General features: G+C 47.3%; 14 protein-coding genes and 3 pseudogenes. 7 read left to right on the plus strand and 10 right to left on the minus strand.

Annotation, left to right across the window (positions count from 1 at the left end):
* Positions 1-477 precede the first annotated feature (477 nt).
* From DXA13_RS17775 to DXA13_RS17795, 5 genes and pseudogenes are all read left to right on the plus strand, one after another.
* Entirely contained in the window at positions 478-1,620 is a 1,143-nt protein-coding gene (locus tag DXA13_RS17775; RefSeq protein WP_118246411.1) for an ABC transporter substrate-binding protein, read from the plus strand.
* Positions 1,621-1,711: 91 nt separating this feature from the next.
* Positions 1,712-2,592, plus strand: a pseudogene (locus DXA13_RS17780) (branched-chain amino acid ABC transporter permease).
* Positions 2,593-2,602: 10 nt separating this feature from the next.
* Positions 2,603-3,715 (plus strand): branched-chain amino acid ABC transporter permease, encoded by a 1,113-nt coding sequence (locus DXA13_RS17785; RefSeq protein WP_347559910.1) that lies wholly within the window; start codon positions 2,603-2,605, stop codon positions 3,713-3,715.
* Positions 3,715-4,563, plus strand: a complete 849-nt coding sequence (locus tag DXA13_RS17790) for an ABC transporter ATP-binding protein (protein ID WP_118246412.1) — start codon at positions 3,715-3,717, stop codon at positions 4,561-4,563. The genes DXA13_RS17785 and DXA13_RS17790 overlap by 1 nt, the downstream gene beginning before the upstream one ends.
* Entirely contained in the window at positions 4,550-5,254 is a 705-nt protein-coding gene (locus DXA13_RS17795; protein WP_118246413.1) for an ABC transporter ATP-binding protein, read from the plus strand. The genes DXA13_RS17790 and DXA13_RS17795 overlap by 14 nt, the downstream gene beginning before the upstream one ends.
* A gap of 201 nt (positions 5,255-5,455) precedes the next feature.
* Here DXA13_RS17795 and DXA13_RS17800 read toward each other — a convergent pair.
* From DXA13_RS17800 to DXA13_RS22090, 4 genes and pseudogenes are all read right to left on the minus strand, one after another.
* Positions 5,456-6,027 (minus strand): annotated as a pseudogene (locus DXA13_RS17800) (DNA-3-methyladenine glycosylase I).
* Positions 6,028-6,078: 51 nt separating this feature from the next.
* Positions 6,079-6,366 (minus strand): annotated as a pseudogene (locus DXA13_RS17805) (helix-turn-helix domain-containing protein); the annotation flags it as partial.
* Positions 6,367-6,463: 97 nt separating this feature from the next.
* Positions 6,464-7,156: a helix-turn-helix transcriptional regulator gene (locus DXA13_RS17810; RefSeq protein WP_243009205.1), complete on the minus strand. Its 693-nt coding sequence runs from the start codon at positions 7,154-7,156 to the stop codon at positions 6,464-6,466.
* The gene (locus DXA13_RS22090; protein WP_243009206.1) at positions 7,122-7,352 is read right to left on the minus strand and encodes an AraC family ligand binding domain-containing protein; all 231 of its coding nucleotides are present in this window, start codon (positions 7,350-7,352) and stop codon (positions 7,122-7,124) included. Before DXA13_RS22090 ends, DXA13_RS17810 begins: the two co-directional genes overlap by 35 nt.
* Before the next feature lie 109 nt (positions 7,353-7,461).
* On the opposite strand from DXA13_RS22090, the gene DXA13_RS17815 reads away from it, so the two are divergent.
* On the plus strand, positions 7,462-8,700 hold the full coding sequence (locus tag DXA13_RS17815) for an MFS transporter (RefSeq protein ID WP_118246414.1): 1,239 nt from the start codon (positions 7,462-7,464) through the stop codon (positions 8,698-8,700).
* 41 nt (positions 8,701-8,741) lie between these two features.
* Positions 8,742-9,218 (plus strand): SAM-dependent methyltransferase, encoded by a 477-nt coding sequence (locus tag DXA13_RS17820; RefSeq protein WP_118246415.1) that lies wholly within the window; start codon positions 8,742-8,744, stop codon positions 9,216-9,218.
* 15 nt (positions 9,219-9,233) lie between these two features.
* On the opposite strand, the gene DXA13_RS17825 is transcribed toward DXA13_RS17820, so the two are convergent.
* The 6 genes from DXA13_RS17825 to DXA13_RS17850 are packed head-to-tail and all read right to left on the minus strand — an operon-like array spanning position 9,234 to position 15,699.
* Entirely contained in the window at positions 9,234-10,619 is a 1,386-nt protein-coding gene (locus DXA13_RS17825; protein WP_347559911.1) for an MATE family efflux transporter, read from the minus strand.
* Positions 10,620-10,621: 2 nt separating this feature from the next.
* The gene (ytvI, locus tag DXA13_RS17830; protein WP_118246416.1) at positions 10,622-11,746 is read right to left on the minus strand and encodes a sporulation integral membrane protein YtvI; all 1,125 of its coding nucleotides are present in this window, start codon (positions 11,744-11,746) and stop codon (positions 10,622-10,624) included.
* Positions 11,747-11,795: 49 nt separating this feature from the next.
* On the minus strand, positions 11,796-12,869 hold the full coding sequence (gene hisC / locus DXA13_RS17835) for a histidinol-phosphate transaminase (RefSeq protein ID WP_118246417.1): 1,074 nt from the start codon (positions 12,867-12,869) through the stop codon (positions 11,796-11,798).
* Positions 12,870-12,897: 28 nt separating this feature from the next.
* On the minus strand, positions 12,898-14,091 hold the full coding sequence (locus tag DXA13_RS17840; protein WP_118246418.1) for a pyridoxal phosphate-dependent aminotransferase: 1,194 nt from the start codon (positions 14,089-14,091) through the stop codon (positions 12,898-12,900).
* A gap of 59 nt (positions 14,092-14,150) precedes the next feature.
* Positions 14,151-15,431 (minus strand): O-antigen polymerase, encoded by a 1,281-nt coding sequence (locus DXA13_RS17845; protein WP_118246419.1) that lies wholly within the window; start codon positions 15,429-15,431, stop codon positions 14,151-14,153.
* A gap of 4 nt (positions 15,432-15,435) precedes the next feature.
* Positions 15,436-15,699, minus strand: a complete 264-nt coding sequence (locus DXA13_RS17850) for an HPr family phosphocarrier protein (protein ID WP_118246420.1) — start codon at positions 15,697-15,699, stop codon at positions 15,436-15,438.
* Between the last annotated feature and the right edge of the window lie 7 nt (positions 15,700-15,706).

Raw genomic sequence — 15,706 nt, forward strand, 5'->3', positions numbered from 1 at the left:
AGACTGCCCTGCTGTTTAAGAAACAGATTCCGTTTCCCTGCATCCGCAGGCCAGGGAATCTGTTTTTTTTGTTACATAGACAACCGTGGTTAGAGCCTATGAACAAACGTCAAAGCGTTAGGAACGTTCTCCGAACCTATGTAACTAAAAAGCCCTCCGGGCAGGGTCGCCCTGCGGCGGTAAGGAATGATGCCGCTAATGCGATTGCATGCCCCGCTTTATCGGGTACCGCGCTCAGCGCGAGAGTTCCGCAAACGGAACTCTTTGTTCCAAAATCTTAACGAAAAAAACACAACTTATGCGGATTGTCTTTCACATAAAGACAATCTAATATTTTTTCTTAATTATTCTTGATTTTTCTCGTTTCCCTGCTATAATGGTAACAACGTGTTTTTATGGTACGGACTCTTGTCCATTTCACAAAAACATTGAAAAAGGAGGATTAATTATGAAACAAGAAAACTGTTATCAGCTGTAATGGTATCATGTATGACCGTCGGCATGCTTGCCGGCTGTGGCGGAGGTTCCTCATCCGGCAGCGATTCAAAGACGATTAAAATTGGTGTATTCGAACCGACCACTGGTGAAAACGGCGGCGGCGGTTTCCAGGAGGTACTTGGTATCCGCTATGCCAATAAAATACACCCGACCGTAAAGATCGGCGATACTGAATATAATGTAGAACTTGTAGAGGTAGACAACAAGTCTGATAAGACTGAGGCAGTCAACGCTGCACAGAAGCTCGTAAGCGACAAGGTATCCGTTGTCCTCGGCAGCTACGGCTCCGGCGTTTCCATCGCTGCCGGCCAGATTTTTGCCGACGCGAAGATACCTGCAATCGGCTGCTCCTGTACAAATCCGCAGGTTACACAGGGAAATGACTACTATTTCCGTACATGTTTCATCGATCCGTTCCAGGGTACTGTAATGGCGAACTACGCAGTACAGAACGGCGCGAAGAAAGCTGCTGTCATCACACAGCTTGGAGACGATTACTCATCCGGACTCGGTTCCTTCTTCAAGTCAGCTTTCGTAGAATTAGGCGGAGAAATTGTCAGTGAAGAACAGTTCCAGACAAACCAGACCGATTTCAAAGCGATTCTGACGAACGTAAAAGCGGCTGAACCGGATATCATCTTCGCTCCTTCTTCCATTACCACAGCTCCGCTGATCATCAAGCAGGCAAGAGAGCTGGGTCTCGACGCCACAATCGCTGCCGGTGATACATGGGAGAACTCCACAATCATTGAAAATGCAGGCAGTTCCGCTGAAGGCGTTGTTCTCTCTACCTTCTTCGACGAATCTGAACCGGCTAACGATGAAGCGGCTGCTTTCATCAAAGGCTTTAAGGAGTACTTAAAAGAAAATAAACAGGAAGAGATCATCCCAGCTGTTTCCGCTCTTGGATACGACGCATATTTAAGCGCAATCAAGGCGATTGAAGAAGCCGGCTCTACCGATACAACAGCCATCCGCGATGCATTAAAAACAGTCTCTATCGACGGCGTGACAGGAACCATCACATTTGATGAGAACGGTGATGCGAAAAAAGACATGGCCTTCATCAAGACAATTGAAAACGGCGCATTCAAGTTCCTGACCACAACAACAATTCAGTAAACAGCACAATCTTTCCTGGATAAGGAACGAATAGAACGGGTGGGGTTTTTGCTCCACTCGTTCTTAAATTACTTTAGGAGGTTATAATCCCATGACTCTGACAACCTTTTTTCAGCAGTGTCTGACCGGTATTTCCCTGGGCGGTGCGTATGCCCTCATTGCAATCGGTTATACCTGGTTTACGGCATTCTCCGCCTGATCAATTTCGCTCACGGCGATATTTTTATGATGGCGGGCTATTTTATGATCTTCGCCATGGCCAGCATGCCATGGTTCCTTGCGATTCCGGTGGTTCTCATCGTCACCGTTATTCTGGGCGTTTCCATTGAGCGCGTTGCATACCGTCCGCTGAGAAGTGCACCCAGAATGTCGGTCATGATTTCTGCGATCGGTGTTTCCTACCTGCTCCAGAATCTGGCAACCTATCTCTTTACCGCTCTTCCAAAGGGCTATCCTGAGATTCCTCTTCTCAAAAGGATCTATCAGATCGGCGGCCTTTCCGCTTCTCTTGTAACCTTTTTAACACCTGTTCTGACGCTTATTCTCGTATACGGCCTGATTCTGCTGATTAATCATACAAAAATCGGTATGGCAATGCGTGCCGTATCCAAGGATTACGAGACAGCCTCCCTGATGGGAATCAAAATCAACCGCGTCATCTCCTTTACCTTCGCCGTCGGTTCTCTGCTGGCAGCAATCGGTTCCATTCTCTATTTTACGGACCGAATGACGGTGTTTCCGTTCTCCGGCTCTCTTCCCGGCCTGAAATGTTTCGTTGCGGCCGTATTCGGAGGAATCGGCAGTATTCCCGGCGCTGTCATTGGAGGTTTTATCCTCGGCCTCGGCGAGACTGCCCTGGTAGCTCTCGGATATTCCACCTTCAGCGACGCGTTTACGTTTATCCTGTTAATCGTCATGCTTCTCATCCGTCCGACAGGACTGTTCGGAGAGAAGACGACTGACAAAGTGTGAGGTGGCAGCTATGAACATAAAAAATACAAGAACAAGAAATCATGTACTTACAATTGCTGCTCTGCTGTTTTTCTGCGGCCTGCTCGCATTTCTGGAAATAAATTCCGCCGCATACAGCTATCAGATATCCATTCTGGAAAGAAGCGCCATCTATGCTGTTGTAGCTGTTTCCATGAATCTTCTTACCGGCTTTACCGGATTGTTTTCACTCGGCCAGGCAGGCTTTATGGCCCTTGGCGCTTATACGGTAGCCATACTTACTATCCCAGTGGAAAACAGGCCCAGTGTTTACTATGTTGACGGAATCTCTCCCGCCATCGCCAATCTCCACACTCCATTCTGGGTTGCCCTCATTCTGGCCGGAGTAGTTGCCGCGCTGGTGGCAGCTTTGATCGGAATCCCGGTACTGCGTTTAAAAAGCGATTATCTGGCAATCGCAACTTTAGGTTTTTCCGAAATAATCCGCGCCTTCATATCGGCGCCTCAGTTTAACAAGATTACAAACGGCTCTTACGGCTTGAAAAATATACCGGCCTTCCCAAACCTGTTTGTTGCATTTGGATTCTGCGCCCTCTGTATCGGTTTAATGGTACTGCTGATCCGTTCCTCCTATGGGCGCGCCTTCAAAGCCATTCGTGAGGATGAGATTGCAGCTCAGGCCATGGGACTGAACCTGTTTCATTATAAGGAACTGTCATTTGTTATTTCCTCCTTCTTTACAGGAGTAGGCGGCGGCCTCCTGGCTATTTTCATGCGTTCCATCGATTCCAAGACGTTTTCCATTACTCTGACTTACGATATTCTATTAATCGTAGTTCTGGGCGGAATCGGAAGCGTAACAGGAAGCGTCATCGGCGCCTTTCTCGTTACGGCAGGCCGTGAATGGCTTCGCTTCTTTGACAATCCGCTTACGATCGGCGGAATTCAGATCCCTCTGTTCCGCTCCGGCTTCCGTATGGTTGTCTTCTCTATCCTTCTGATGGCCGTAGTGCTCTTCTACCGCCGCGGAATTATGGGAAGCAACGAATTCTCCTGGGACGGTCTCGGGCGGCTTATACGAAACATTCCGCGCAAGCTGCGTGGAAAGAAGACAAAGGGACAGGCGGAAGGAGGAAAACAGTAATGTCTGAAAATATCCTGCATTTGGAAAATGTAACGATGCAGTTCGGCGGCGTTGTTGCTGTCAACGATCTCACCCTGGATGTGAATCAGGGAGAAATCGTAGCCCTGATCGGTCCGAACGGCGCAGGCAAGACGACTGCCTTTAACTGTGTAACCGGCATTTATGAACCGACCTACGGAAAAGTGAACTTCCGTGGGGAGGCAATTCTGGCCGGAACGCCTCATGGAAAAATGAAAAAGCTTTACGCCGGAGAGGCTCATGTCAAGTCCATTCATGAAATACACAACACGCCTGACAGAATTACGAAAATGGGAATTGCCCGTACATTCCAGAATATACGCCTTTTCGGCGCTTTAACTGTATTTGATAACGTTTTGATCGCTAAGCACATGAGAGCCCGCCAGAATGTCTTTTCGGCCATTCTGCGGCTGAATTATAAAGAAGAACGCCGGATGCGGGAAGAAACCATGAAGCTTCTGCGCATGCAGGGTCTTGCTCATCTGAAGGATGAACTGGCTTCTTCTCTCCCTTACGGGCTTCAGCGCCGGCTGGAGATCGCCCGGGCCCTGGCAACCGAACCCTCCCTGCTCCTTCTGGATGAGCCGGCAGCAGGAATGAATCCCCAGGAAACTCAGGATCTGACTGATTTCATCAAGCAGATCAAGGAAGACTATAACCTTTCTATTTTTATGATTGAACACCACATGGATCTTGTCATGCAGATTTCCGACAGGATCTACGTTCTGGATTTCGGCAAGCTGATTGCCCATGGAACACCTGATGAAATACAGAATAATGAACGTGTAATTGATGCATATCTGGGGGTGAGCGACGATGCTGAAGATTGATAATATAAAAGTAAATTACGGTGGAATCGAAGCCGTAAAGGGAATTTCCTTCGAAGTACCGGTGGGCAGCATAGTCACTCTGATCGGCGCCAACGGTGCGGGAAAGAGCACGACGCTGCGTTCCATCATGGGACTCGTAAGGCCATCCTCCGGTTCGATTATATTTAACGATGAAGACATTACGAAGAAAGAAACGCCCTATATCGTTTCCAAGGGCATTGCCCTCGTTCCTGAGGGACGCCGCGTATTCGCCGATCTCACCGTTTTGGAAAACATCAAAATCGGAGCTTATTTGAGAAATGATTCGCTAGAAGATGATATCAACTGGGTGTATTCCCTGTTTCCTCGTCTGAAGGAAAGAAGCTGGCAGCTTTCCGGCACACTTTCCGGCGGCGAACAGCAGATGCTGGCCGTTGCGAGAGCTCTGATGGGCCGCCCCAAAGTACTGATGATGGATGAGCCTTCTCTTGGCCTGGCTCCTCTCATCGTAAAGGATATTTTCTCCATTATCCGTGAAATCAACAAAGCGGGCGTAACTGTGCTCCTGATCGAACAGAACGCCAATATGGCGCTTCATGTAGCCGATATGGGCTATGTACTGGAAACAGGAAATATAACCCTCTCCGGCACCGGAAAAGAGCTGCTGGCAGACGAATCCGTGAAGGCAGCTTATCTCGGTAAGAAGAAGTAAAAAGATAGCGCAAAAAGGGCGCAAAAAGAAATCCCTGGTTACTCCGATGCGGTGGCAAGTCGTAACCAGGGATTTTTTTTGCTTGGGTGGAGGCGAAGGCTGGGTGGTCGTTATTATGAGGATGTCTGCTGTGTGGTGGTGGATATATGCCCACACAGTAGAGGTACAAAAGAGGGGCATCCGAAATGCGGCCAGCTGAATCTATGCCTTCATTTCATCCCACACAAAGCAGTCTTTTATGTGGTCATTTACCATTCCGGTTGCTTGCATGAACGCATAAATAATAGTCGAACCGACAAACTTAAATCCCATCTTCTTTAAATCCCTGCTGATCTGGTCGGAAATCGGGGTGGTTGCAGGAATATCCTCCATTTTTTCCCAGCGTCCTATAATCGGTTTATGATTCACATAACTCCATATAAAGGTATCAAGCTTCCGTATTTTTGCTGTACCTTTAAGAATGCCTTGGCGTTGATTACGGCAGCGTTAATTTTCAGACGGTTTCTGATAATTCCCTCGTCTGTCATCAGTTCCTGAATCTTACCGTCTGTGTAAAGTGCCACCTTCTTAGGGTCAAATCCGTCAAAAGCTGCCCGAAATGCGTCTCGCTTTTTCAGTACGGTTATCCAAGAAAGTCCTGCCTGCATCCCTTCTAAGATCAGCATCTCAAACAGCCTGTTATCATCATGTACCGGCCGTCCCCACTCATTGTCATGATAATCAATATATATGGGAAGGTCTCCCGCCCAAGAGCATCTGATTTTTTCTTTCATAATGATTCCTCTTTTCTTATTTTCATCGGTATCTGAATCTCCGTAAGATCATTCTTCTGCCCGAATCGATTTTTCAACATCATGATACTTTTGACGGAGCTGTTGAATGAGAAACTCGTCATCGTTTCTGTTAAGAATTTCCACAATCTCGGAAACCTGAAAACCACTGTCACGAAGATATATAATCCGATTTAATATGGGAATCTGATCAGAAGAATACATTCGGTAGCCTGTCCAGGGATCAATCTTCGCAGGCTTCAAAAGCCCCGTTTCGTCATAATATCGAAGCATACGGATTGTCACCTGTGTTAACTTTGAAAATTCGCCTATTTTAAACATTCACCCGCTCCTTTCACCGCTTCATAAAACCTGCCGGTATCGGCCTGGCCTCATAGTCAACCCGCCGCCAATAGCTCCACTCACGGTGAGTACGGAACTATTTTTTTCTATACTCCGTAGGAGTGCAGCCTTTTAGTTCCCGAAAGGCCTTTGCAAAATAGCTCATCTCCTGAAAGCCGCATTGGACCGCTATATCAGCAATTTTCTGGTCAGTCTGATTCAGCAGCCTGGCGGCCTCCTGAATCCGGAACTGCCTGACATACCGGATCGGCGTCGTTCCGATTATACTGCGGAAGCACCGCAGGCATTCGCTTTCACTAATCGCTGCACTTGCCGCAATCTGAGCTGTGCTCATTTCTTCTGAATAATGTTTCTGGATATAATGCAGCATGGTTTTCATCCGTTCTCCGTCACGCAGAATCTTTCTGGATGGCCGGCTTTCTGTTAATGGACAGCGGCTGTATATCAGAAACATCAGTTTTGACAGGGACGCTCGCACGGAAAATTCATATCCCGGCGTTTCTTCCACACTGCTCTGCCATGCCGCTTCAATCGCCGCAACCGCCTCATTTCCCCATGGAACCCTTTGATCAAAACGCACCATTCTCATGGCCGGATGATCCATTACGGGCTGCAGGTACTTCTGCCAGAAAATGCTGTCAATTCCGCCTCCCACAAGTCTCGGATGGAATACCACGGAATGAAACCTGCAGCCTGAATTCTCCGCTTCCCATGCTCCATGGAGCACACCAGCATTAATAAAAAAAGCCGTTTCCCTCTGTAACCACATATTTTTCTGTGCCGGCCGCCACGATTGCCCGCCCTTCTGTGACGACTACGGCTTCCAGCTCTTCATGCCAGTGCCAGGGAACTTCCTCAAGCGCCAGATTGTCATAATAACAGGCGGCCGGAAATAGTGCCGTTCCATGGTCCAGAAGTTCCTTCCCCTGTTCATCTATTATAGTCTCGCACACTGCAAGTGCCATTCTCTCCCCTCCTTTTTGACGGTTTTCTCATATAAAACCGGCGGAATTATTCTATATATTCATAACTTCTGCTGATATAATCATATCAGAATTCAAGGAGGCAATCAACATGGTACATTTACTTTTAGCAGTTATCTATTTATCCTTTATCAGCCTCGGCCTGCCCGACTCTCTGCTGGGCGCCGCCTGGCCGTCGATGTACGGAGAATTTAACGTATCCGTCTCATGGGCCGGAGCCGTCTCTATGATTATCGCTCTGGGCACTGTTGTTTCCAGTCTTCAAAGTGACCGGCTGACACGGATGATCGGCACCGAAAAAGTCACCGTTGTCAGCGTTGCAGTCACTGCTGCCGCGCTGTTTGGTTTTTCTGTCAGCCATTCCTTCTGGCTGCTGTGCCTGTGGGCAGTTCCATACGGGCTTGGGGCAGGAAGCGTGGACGCTTCCCTCAATAACTATGTCGCACTCCATTATAAAAGCCGCCATATGAGCTGGCTTCACTGCATGTGGGGTGTGGGGGCTTCTGTCGGACCCTACATTATGGGCCGGGCGCTCACAGGAGGCTATGGCTGGAATATGGGCTACCGCTATATTTCCATCCTGCAGATCATCCTGACTGCTGTTCTGCTTCTGAGTCTTCCTCTCTGGAAAAAACAGCCGGATCAGATTCAGAAAAAAGCTGCAGCCAGTTCGTCTGAAAAGCTCCTGACGCTCCGTCAGATCATCGAAATTCCAGGCGCCAGGGAGGTCATGGCCGTATTTTTCTGTTATTGTGCTGTGGAGCAGACAGCCGGCCTCTGGGCCAGCAGTTACCTGGTTCTGCACGGAAAAATGACAGCTGAGGCGGCTGCCGGTTCTGCCAGTCTGCTCTTTATCGGTATTACAGCCGGCCGGGCGCTCAGCGGATTTCTGACGCTGCACCTGAATGATATACAGATGGTCCGTCTTGGGCAGTGCCTCATCGCTGCCGGAATCGCTGCACTGGTGATGCCTTTTGGAACTGCCTCGTCACTCACAGGCCTGATTCTGATCGGCCTCGGGTGCGCCCCGGTTTATCCCTGTCTCATCCATTCCACCCCGGAACACTTTGGAGCCGGCAGATCACAGGCGATCATCGGCGTACAGATGGCCAGCGCTTATGTGGGAACATGCTTAATGCCGCCCCTTTTTGGGATTATTGCCAATCGCATCGACGTCTCTCTGCTTCCTCTTTATCTGTCAGCTGCTCTTATTCTTATGATTGTCATGCATGAAAGGCTGTTGAAAAAAACGCCTTATGCAGCAGGGGTTGCGGCGGCGGCCGGTTCAATCTTTTCAAAAGAACTTACCGTTGACTCTGACACGGTGTGAGGGTATAAAGTAGATTTACACCAAATCAAGGAGGTAAATTTATGAAGCAGTTCACAGTAAATCAGATTGGGAAAATCGAAATGAACAAGGCCGGAATGTTTGTCAGGATTGAACCTGAATTCATTCCGGCCCTGCAGGCTTTTGAAGGTTTCAGCCATATTAATATCGTATGGTGGTTTGACGGATGTGACAACAGCCGGTCCAGAAATGTACTGGAAGTTCCCAGCCCTTACAAATCAGCTCCAAAGGTCATGGGAACCTTTGCAACAAGGTCGCCCGAACGGCCCAATCCCATCGCCCTGACGGCGTCCCAGATCATCCGAATCGACTATGAAACAGGGATGATTCAAATCGCATATACGGATGCGGACAACGGCAGTCCTGTGCTTGATTTAAAACCGTATACTCCAAGCCTTGACCGTGTAGAGCGGCCTGCCGTTCCCCAATGGTGTTCCCACTGGCCGAAAAGCCTGGAGGAATCGGCTGAATTTGACTGGGAAAATGAATTTACTTATTAGGGAAGCAGATGTTTATCAGTCCAGATCCAGTCGTTCCCTTCTCTGATACCCGATCACCTTTTTGAAGACGAGGCGGAACGTAACAGCAGAACAGATCACCGCCAGAATATCGGATATTGGTTCGGTATAAAAGACATTCGTAACGCCGAACAACGGCGGAATAGAGAACACGCACAGGAAGAAAACCGCTTTCCGGAAGGTGGAAAGAATAATCGCAATCTTCGCCTGTCCAAGGCCCGTAAAACCATCTACAATCACATACTGGGCTCCCAGCGGGATAATTCCCAGGGTGTAGATTCTGATCGCCCATACCGTCAGCCGTACATACTCTTCATTTCCGGTAAAAATGCGGACAAACAGCTGCGGTACGGTCTGGGCGGCCAGAAACATGATTCCTGTAAACCCCAGAGCCAGGTACAGTATGTGTTTCTCTGCCTTTATAATCCTGTCCGGCCGCTTTGCTCCGTAGTTATACCCCAGTATCGTCTGAGTTCCCGTGGTGATTCCCCCCAGAGGCATCGTTACTATCAGCATAAAGCTCTGTACAATCGTAGCGCATGTCAGCAGCATATCTCCCCGCTCAGGGCCTCCATACCTCTGTATAACCGTATTCAATGATATAATCAGGATATTGTCAAACGCAATAATCAGAAAATAGGAAAATCCCAGCAGTGCCACTCTGCGCATAATAAACCAGTGGTATCCGCCAAATGTGATCTTTACCGGAGGCCTGTCCCCAAACAAAAACGCCAGTACATAAATACAGGAAGCCATCTGGGAAAGAACAGTTGCCAGAGCCGCGCCCCTCACTCCCATGTGCAGGGCAAAAATAAAAATCGGATCCAGCACAATATTGCTTACCGCACCCAGAATTACAGATTTCATTCCGATTTTAGCAAATCCCTGACAGATAATGAACTGGTTCATACCTGCCGTCATGAGGGCAAATACGGTCCCCAGAAGATAGATTGTGATGTATGCGTTCGCATACTCATACGTTCTGCTGCTGGCCCCGAACCACATCAGCAGATGGCGTTTCATCAGCAGGGACAAAATAGTTATAACCACGGATATCACTGCCAGCATGAGGAAGCAGTTAGATAGAATCCTCTGGGCTCCTTTTATATTTTTCTGTCCCATCTTAATGCTCATAAGCGGTGCTCCGCCGATGCCGACCAGGAATGAAAATGCGGTCAGGAGCGTCACAATCGGACCGCAGACTCCTACTCCCGCAAGTGCCAGTTCTCCGATTTCCGGTATATTTCCTATGTACATCCTGTCTACAATACTGTAAAAAACGCTGACAAACTGTGCCAGCATCGAAGGAAACGCGAGCCTCCAGACAAGCCCGCGCATATCATCCGTATCTAAATTATTTTCCAGTTTCATTTTCTTGTGCATGCCTACTCTTTCTTTCTAAATTCATTGATATCATGCACTAAAATTTTCAAATTGTCAATGAGAGAATCAAATGCTCCGAATTCATAGAGATTGAGAGCGAGCATTCCGATTGGGACGGCCAGAATCATGCCGCCGATACCGGAAATTCGGAATCCCAGATACAGGAAAACAAGTGTGAGCAGCGGAGGCATTCCAATGGTATCGCCTACAATTTTGGGCTGGATAATCTGACGTACCACCTGTGTAAGAACGTAAAGGAGCACCAGTCCGGCTGCAAAGGCGTATTCTCCTGAAAAGAGCTTGACAGCTGCCCATGGAAAGAGAGCCGTTCCCGTTCCGAAAATCGGCAGAAAATCCAGTATGGCAATCAATACCGCCCACAACAGAGCATATTTGATCTGAAGAATGAGGAAACCGACAGCCAGGATTGCTGCTACCACGAACATGATCCGGAACTGTGCCAGGAAGTATCCTCCGATCAGCTTTTTTATATTCTCTTTTAAAAACGTATAATACCGGATTCCAGATTCCGGTATAAACTGTTTCCAGAATGTGATAATCCTGTCTCTTTCTACAATAAAAAAATAAGAGGAAAGAATCGTAACCACCACGCTTACAAGGACTTTCGGAATTCCCTTCGCCACGTGCCCTGCGGCCGACATGGTGGGGGAAGCAATTTTCTGCATCGCAATACTGATATATTCCTCCACGCTGCTGCTGAACTCCTCAAAATTCCTCTGTCTCTCCGGGGATAATTTCAGAAATAGATTTTCAAAATTATCGAAGGCGTTTTTCAGTTCTGCCAGCATATTGTCAAAGAGCGCCGGCAGATCCCTGGCGAAATTGCCGGCTTCAATCGCCAGCCGTGAAAGGATCAGATAAATCAGGCCGATGACCGCTGCCAGCACGACGATAACAATCACCATGGAACTGTGCTTCCGGACCATCTTCACCCGTTTTTCCAGAAAACGCACCAGTGGATTGGCAATCATGGCCAGAACCCATCCAATTACAAATGGCATGAAGAATTTAAGCAGCCTGGGAACTGCAAATACGACAAGGCAGATGCCTGCCAGCGGAATTATAATGTTCAAAAGAACTCTGGTGTATTTCTTCACACTGTCCATACCATCACCTGCTTTTCATTTCATTCTATGTATCAGTTGGACAAATATTTCATAATTCGTACCCGTGTCCGTTTAAATATGTATGCAGAAAGGCAAACAGCTCATCCATTTCCTCATTCGTTCCTATGGTCACGCGCAGATGGTTGGAAAGCCCTGGCTGGTCAAAATATCTGACATAGATATGCGCGTTCTTTAAAGCTTCAAACAATTCCTTTGCCGGACATTTTTCATGGGATACAAAAAGGAAATTTGCCATGGAATCGGGAAAATGGAATCCCAGCTCACGAAAACGCTGCTTTGCCCACTCCCTTGTTTCCATAATCTTTGACGTAATTTTTCTGAAATATTCATCATCTTTGACAGCCTCTGTTCCGAGCAGAAGGGACGGCATATTCATCGTGTAAGAATTATAGGAATATTTGACGTCATACATCGCCTGAATCAGACGTCTGCTGCCCATCGCAAATCCGATTCGCATTCCTGCCATGGATCTGGACTTGCTGAAGGTCTGCACTACGAGGACATTGTCATATTTTCTGGTCAGAGGCAGGGCCGACTCCCCTCCAAAATCAATATATGCCTCATCTACGATTACAACTGTATCCTGATTGCGCTTTATGATATCTTCCACCTGTTCCAATCCCATAAAAAGTCCGGTCGGCGCATTTGGGTTCGGAAAAATGATTCCGCCGTTCTCTTTCCTGTAATCTTCCAGCCGGATCCGGAACTCTCCGTCCAGCGCCGGCGTTTCATAAGGAATTTCAAATAATCCTGCCCACACCTTATAAAACGAATAACTGATGTCAGGAAATAAAACCGGCCGGTCAGAATTAAAAAATGTAAGAAAGGCCGTAGCCAGCACATCATCCGAGCCTACGCCTGTAAATATTTCGTCTTCACTCAATCCATAATAGTCTGCAAGAGCCTTTACGAGGCAGCTGCAGGCCGGATCCGGATATTTTCTAAAGCTGTCCGCACTCATCTCTTTCAGCAGCCTCTCAACGCCTTTAGCAGGCGGATAGGGGTTCTCATTTGTATTCAGCTTAATCAGCTTTTCATCCTGCGGCTGTTCGCCTGGAACATATGGTTCCACTTTTCTTATGTATTTTTCCCATTGTCTCATAATTAAGCACCTTCATTCCTGTCCGATTCTATTCTGCCTTCAGTTCCTTCATAACCTCCCGGAAAGCCGGCAGGGATCGTTCGATCTGCTCATACGTCACACAATATGCGATTCTCACATAGCCCGGACAGTAAAATGAACTTCCCGGAACAACAAGAATATGATGCTTTTTGCATACGTCGCAGAATTTCTGTTCATCCTGGTTCGGCGCTTTTACAAAGAGATAAAATGCGCCTTCCGGTTTAATACATTCGAAACCGTATTCCATCAGACTTGCATACAGCAGGTTTCTGTTTTTGTCATATATGCCGATATCCGCAGTCACATCCACACAGCGCATAACGGCACGCTGAATCAGAGACGGGGCATTGACGCTTCCGCAAATGCGATTGGCAATTACCGCTGCCGTATACAGTTCTCCGCTCGGATCCGCTTCTTCAGGAATCAGCACGTATCCGATGCGCTCACCCGGAATGGAAAGGGATTTGCTGTAAGAATAAACAACCGCCGTATTTGCATAATACTTCGTCACAAACGGTACCTGAACTCCGTCATATACCAATTCCCGATATGGTTCATCCGAAATGAGCATAATTTCCGAATGGAATTCCTCTCCCTTTTCCGTAAGAATTTCTGCGATTTTCCTGATTGTTTCTTCAGAATACACAACTCCTGTCGGATTATTCGGCGTATTGATAATCACCGCTTTCGTCCTCGCCGTAATTTTCTCTCTGAATTCCACCAGGTTCGGCTGAAAGTCCACTGTGTTTGGACTGATCACAACCAGCTCGCCATCGTGATTCTTTACATATGCATTGTATTCCACAAAAAACGGAGCGAACACAATCACCTCATCTTTCGGATTTAATATGGTCTTCAATACCACATTCAGTCCGCTCGCCGCACCAACGGTCATCAGCAGACGGTCTTCTGTAAAGGATGTTCCAAATCTCCTGTTCAGGTTGTCAGCTACCGCTTTTCTGACGTCTTCAAAACCGCTGTTGCTCATATATCCATGGACAAATACAGAATCTTCTTCATTCAGAATATCGATCAGCGCCTGCTTCAGGCTGTCGGGAGCGGGCACATTTGGATTGCCCAGACTGAAATCATAGACGTTTTCCTCTCCGTATACGGCCGCCATCTTCTTGCCTTCCTCGAACATTGCTCTGATCGCTGAATTATTCTGTACCATCGGCTTCATTTTTTCTGAAATTCTCATGTTGTCTTCCTCCTGAAATACATATACGTCTCGGCGTATATTAAGTTATCCTCTCATCTTCAACGTTCTCTCACCGCACAGTAGACTGCTGCCGCCCCTGTCACCGCAAAGTAAAACCAGGTGGCAGGATTTGAAAACCAGGTGGTAAAGAAGGAGAACATAAAATATATGGCTATCTGTGCATAGAAAAGCAGGCCTGCAGGATTTCGCATTCTCTGTATCTTTGATACAAGGAAATAGGCCAGTGCCCCCAGCATACACGCAAATATAACAACCCCCGCAACCCCAAAATCATAGTAAGAATCATAAAACAACGTCAATGTGGTCAGTTCTTCCTTATTGACGATAATCGGATAATTGATGAGAGCCGGATAGAGAAATTTCAGCCCTGTCAGTGCCCAAAGTGGAAAAAGCGACTTCATCCCCCATGCAAAGTGATCCAGATATTTCACAAGACAGTCAAAATTATCGTAATTATTTGAAATATACATATATGGCTGTGTAACAAATATGGGCATATGGCTGTTTTTCATTTCAAAAATGCCGTTCAGATATTCCACATCATGACTTCTGGCTACGGTCAGCAGCAGATAGCAGGGTACAATAATAGCCAGCGCAGTCCAGACATAGGTCATGGAGAAGCCGCGGCTCCCTAATATAAATGTGAAAAGCGCGAGAAATACGGCCAGAATCATCTGAAATCTGGATACGCAGAGAATCGGAATCAAAAAAGAGACGGCATCCATGACAACTACCGCAGTCCTCTTCCATCCTGATCTCCGCTTATCCTCCTGAAAATACAGGACAGACAGAGCAGGAATCAGAACACAGGATACGGTCAGGTAATGGACGCCTGATATGTGAAAAGTAGAATATGCATGCGGAACTCCCCGTACAAGGAGCGGAATAAATCCCAGCTTATACGCTTCAAAGGAGAAGGCTGCCAGAGAAAGAACAGTAAGGGCACCCATCACCTCAAACAGAGGTTTGGAATACCCTTTTTTGTTATGAAAATGCGCACGAAAATCGTCTGGAGAGCCATAACGTCTCTCCAAAACTTCAAATGTTAGCCAGAATGCGGTCAGTGCAATGAGAAAGCACACCCATGTGACAGGGCTCCATTCCCTCTGCAGACGGCTGAGTTTCAGGCAGGACAGCGCCTGACCTGATACCCAGAAGAAAGAAAAAACAGCTCTCAGGTGAATGATATTTCCCGACCGTCTGTAATCATACCAGTACAGGTAAGCAGCAGCCATTAATAATACGAAACCGGACAGATAATAGTGCTCTGCTCTGGCAAACAGAAAGGATGCCAGATAACAAATCAGATATACATCCATATCGTTATTCTCCCAATCCTCTCTCTACAACAGCGATCATCGCTGCCAGAGCCTCCTCTTCATCAATTCCCTCGCATACGAATTCGATCTCATCGCCGCTTTTTACACATGCTCCCAGAACGCTCAGCACGCTTTTTGCATTATACGTACTGCCTCCAAACATAAAATGTACATGTGACTTAAATTTGATCGCTTCTGTGCAAAGTGCTCCTGCCGGTCTTAAATGAAGTCCTGTAGGATTTTTCACTATAATCTTGCCCGTCGTCATATTATGT

Origin of the sequence: Clostridium sp. AM58-1XD (genome assembly GCF_003464085.1) — a bacterium.
Taxonomy (GTDB): Bacteria; Bacillota; Clostridia; order Lachnospirales; family Lachnospiraceae; genus Lachnoclostridium_A.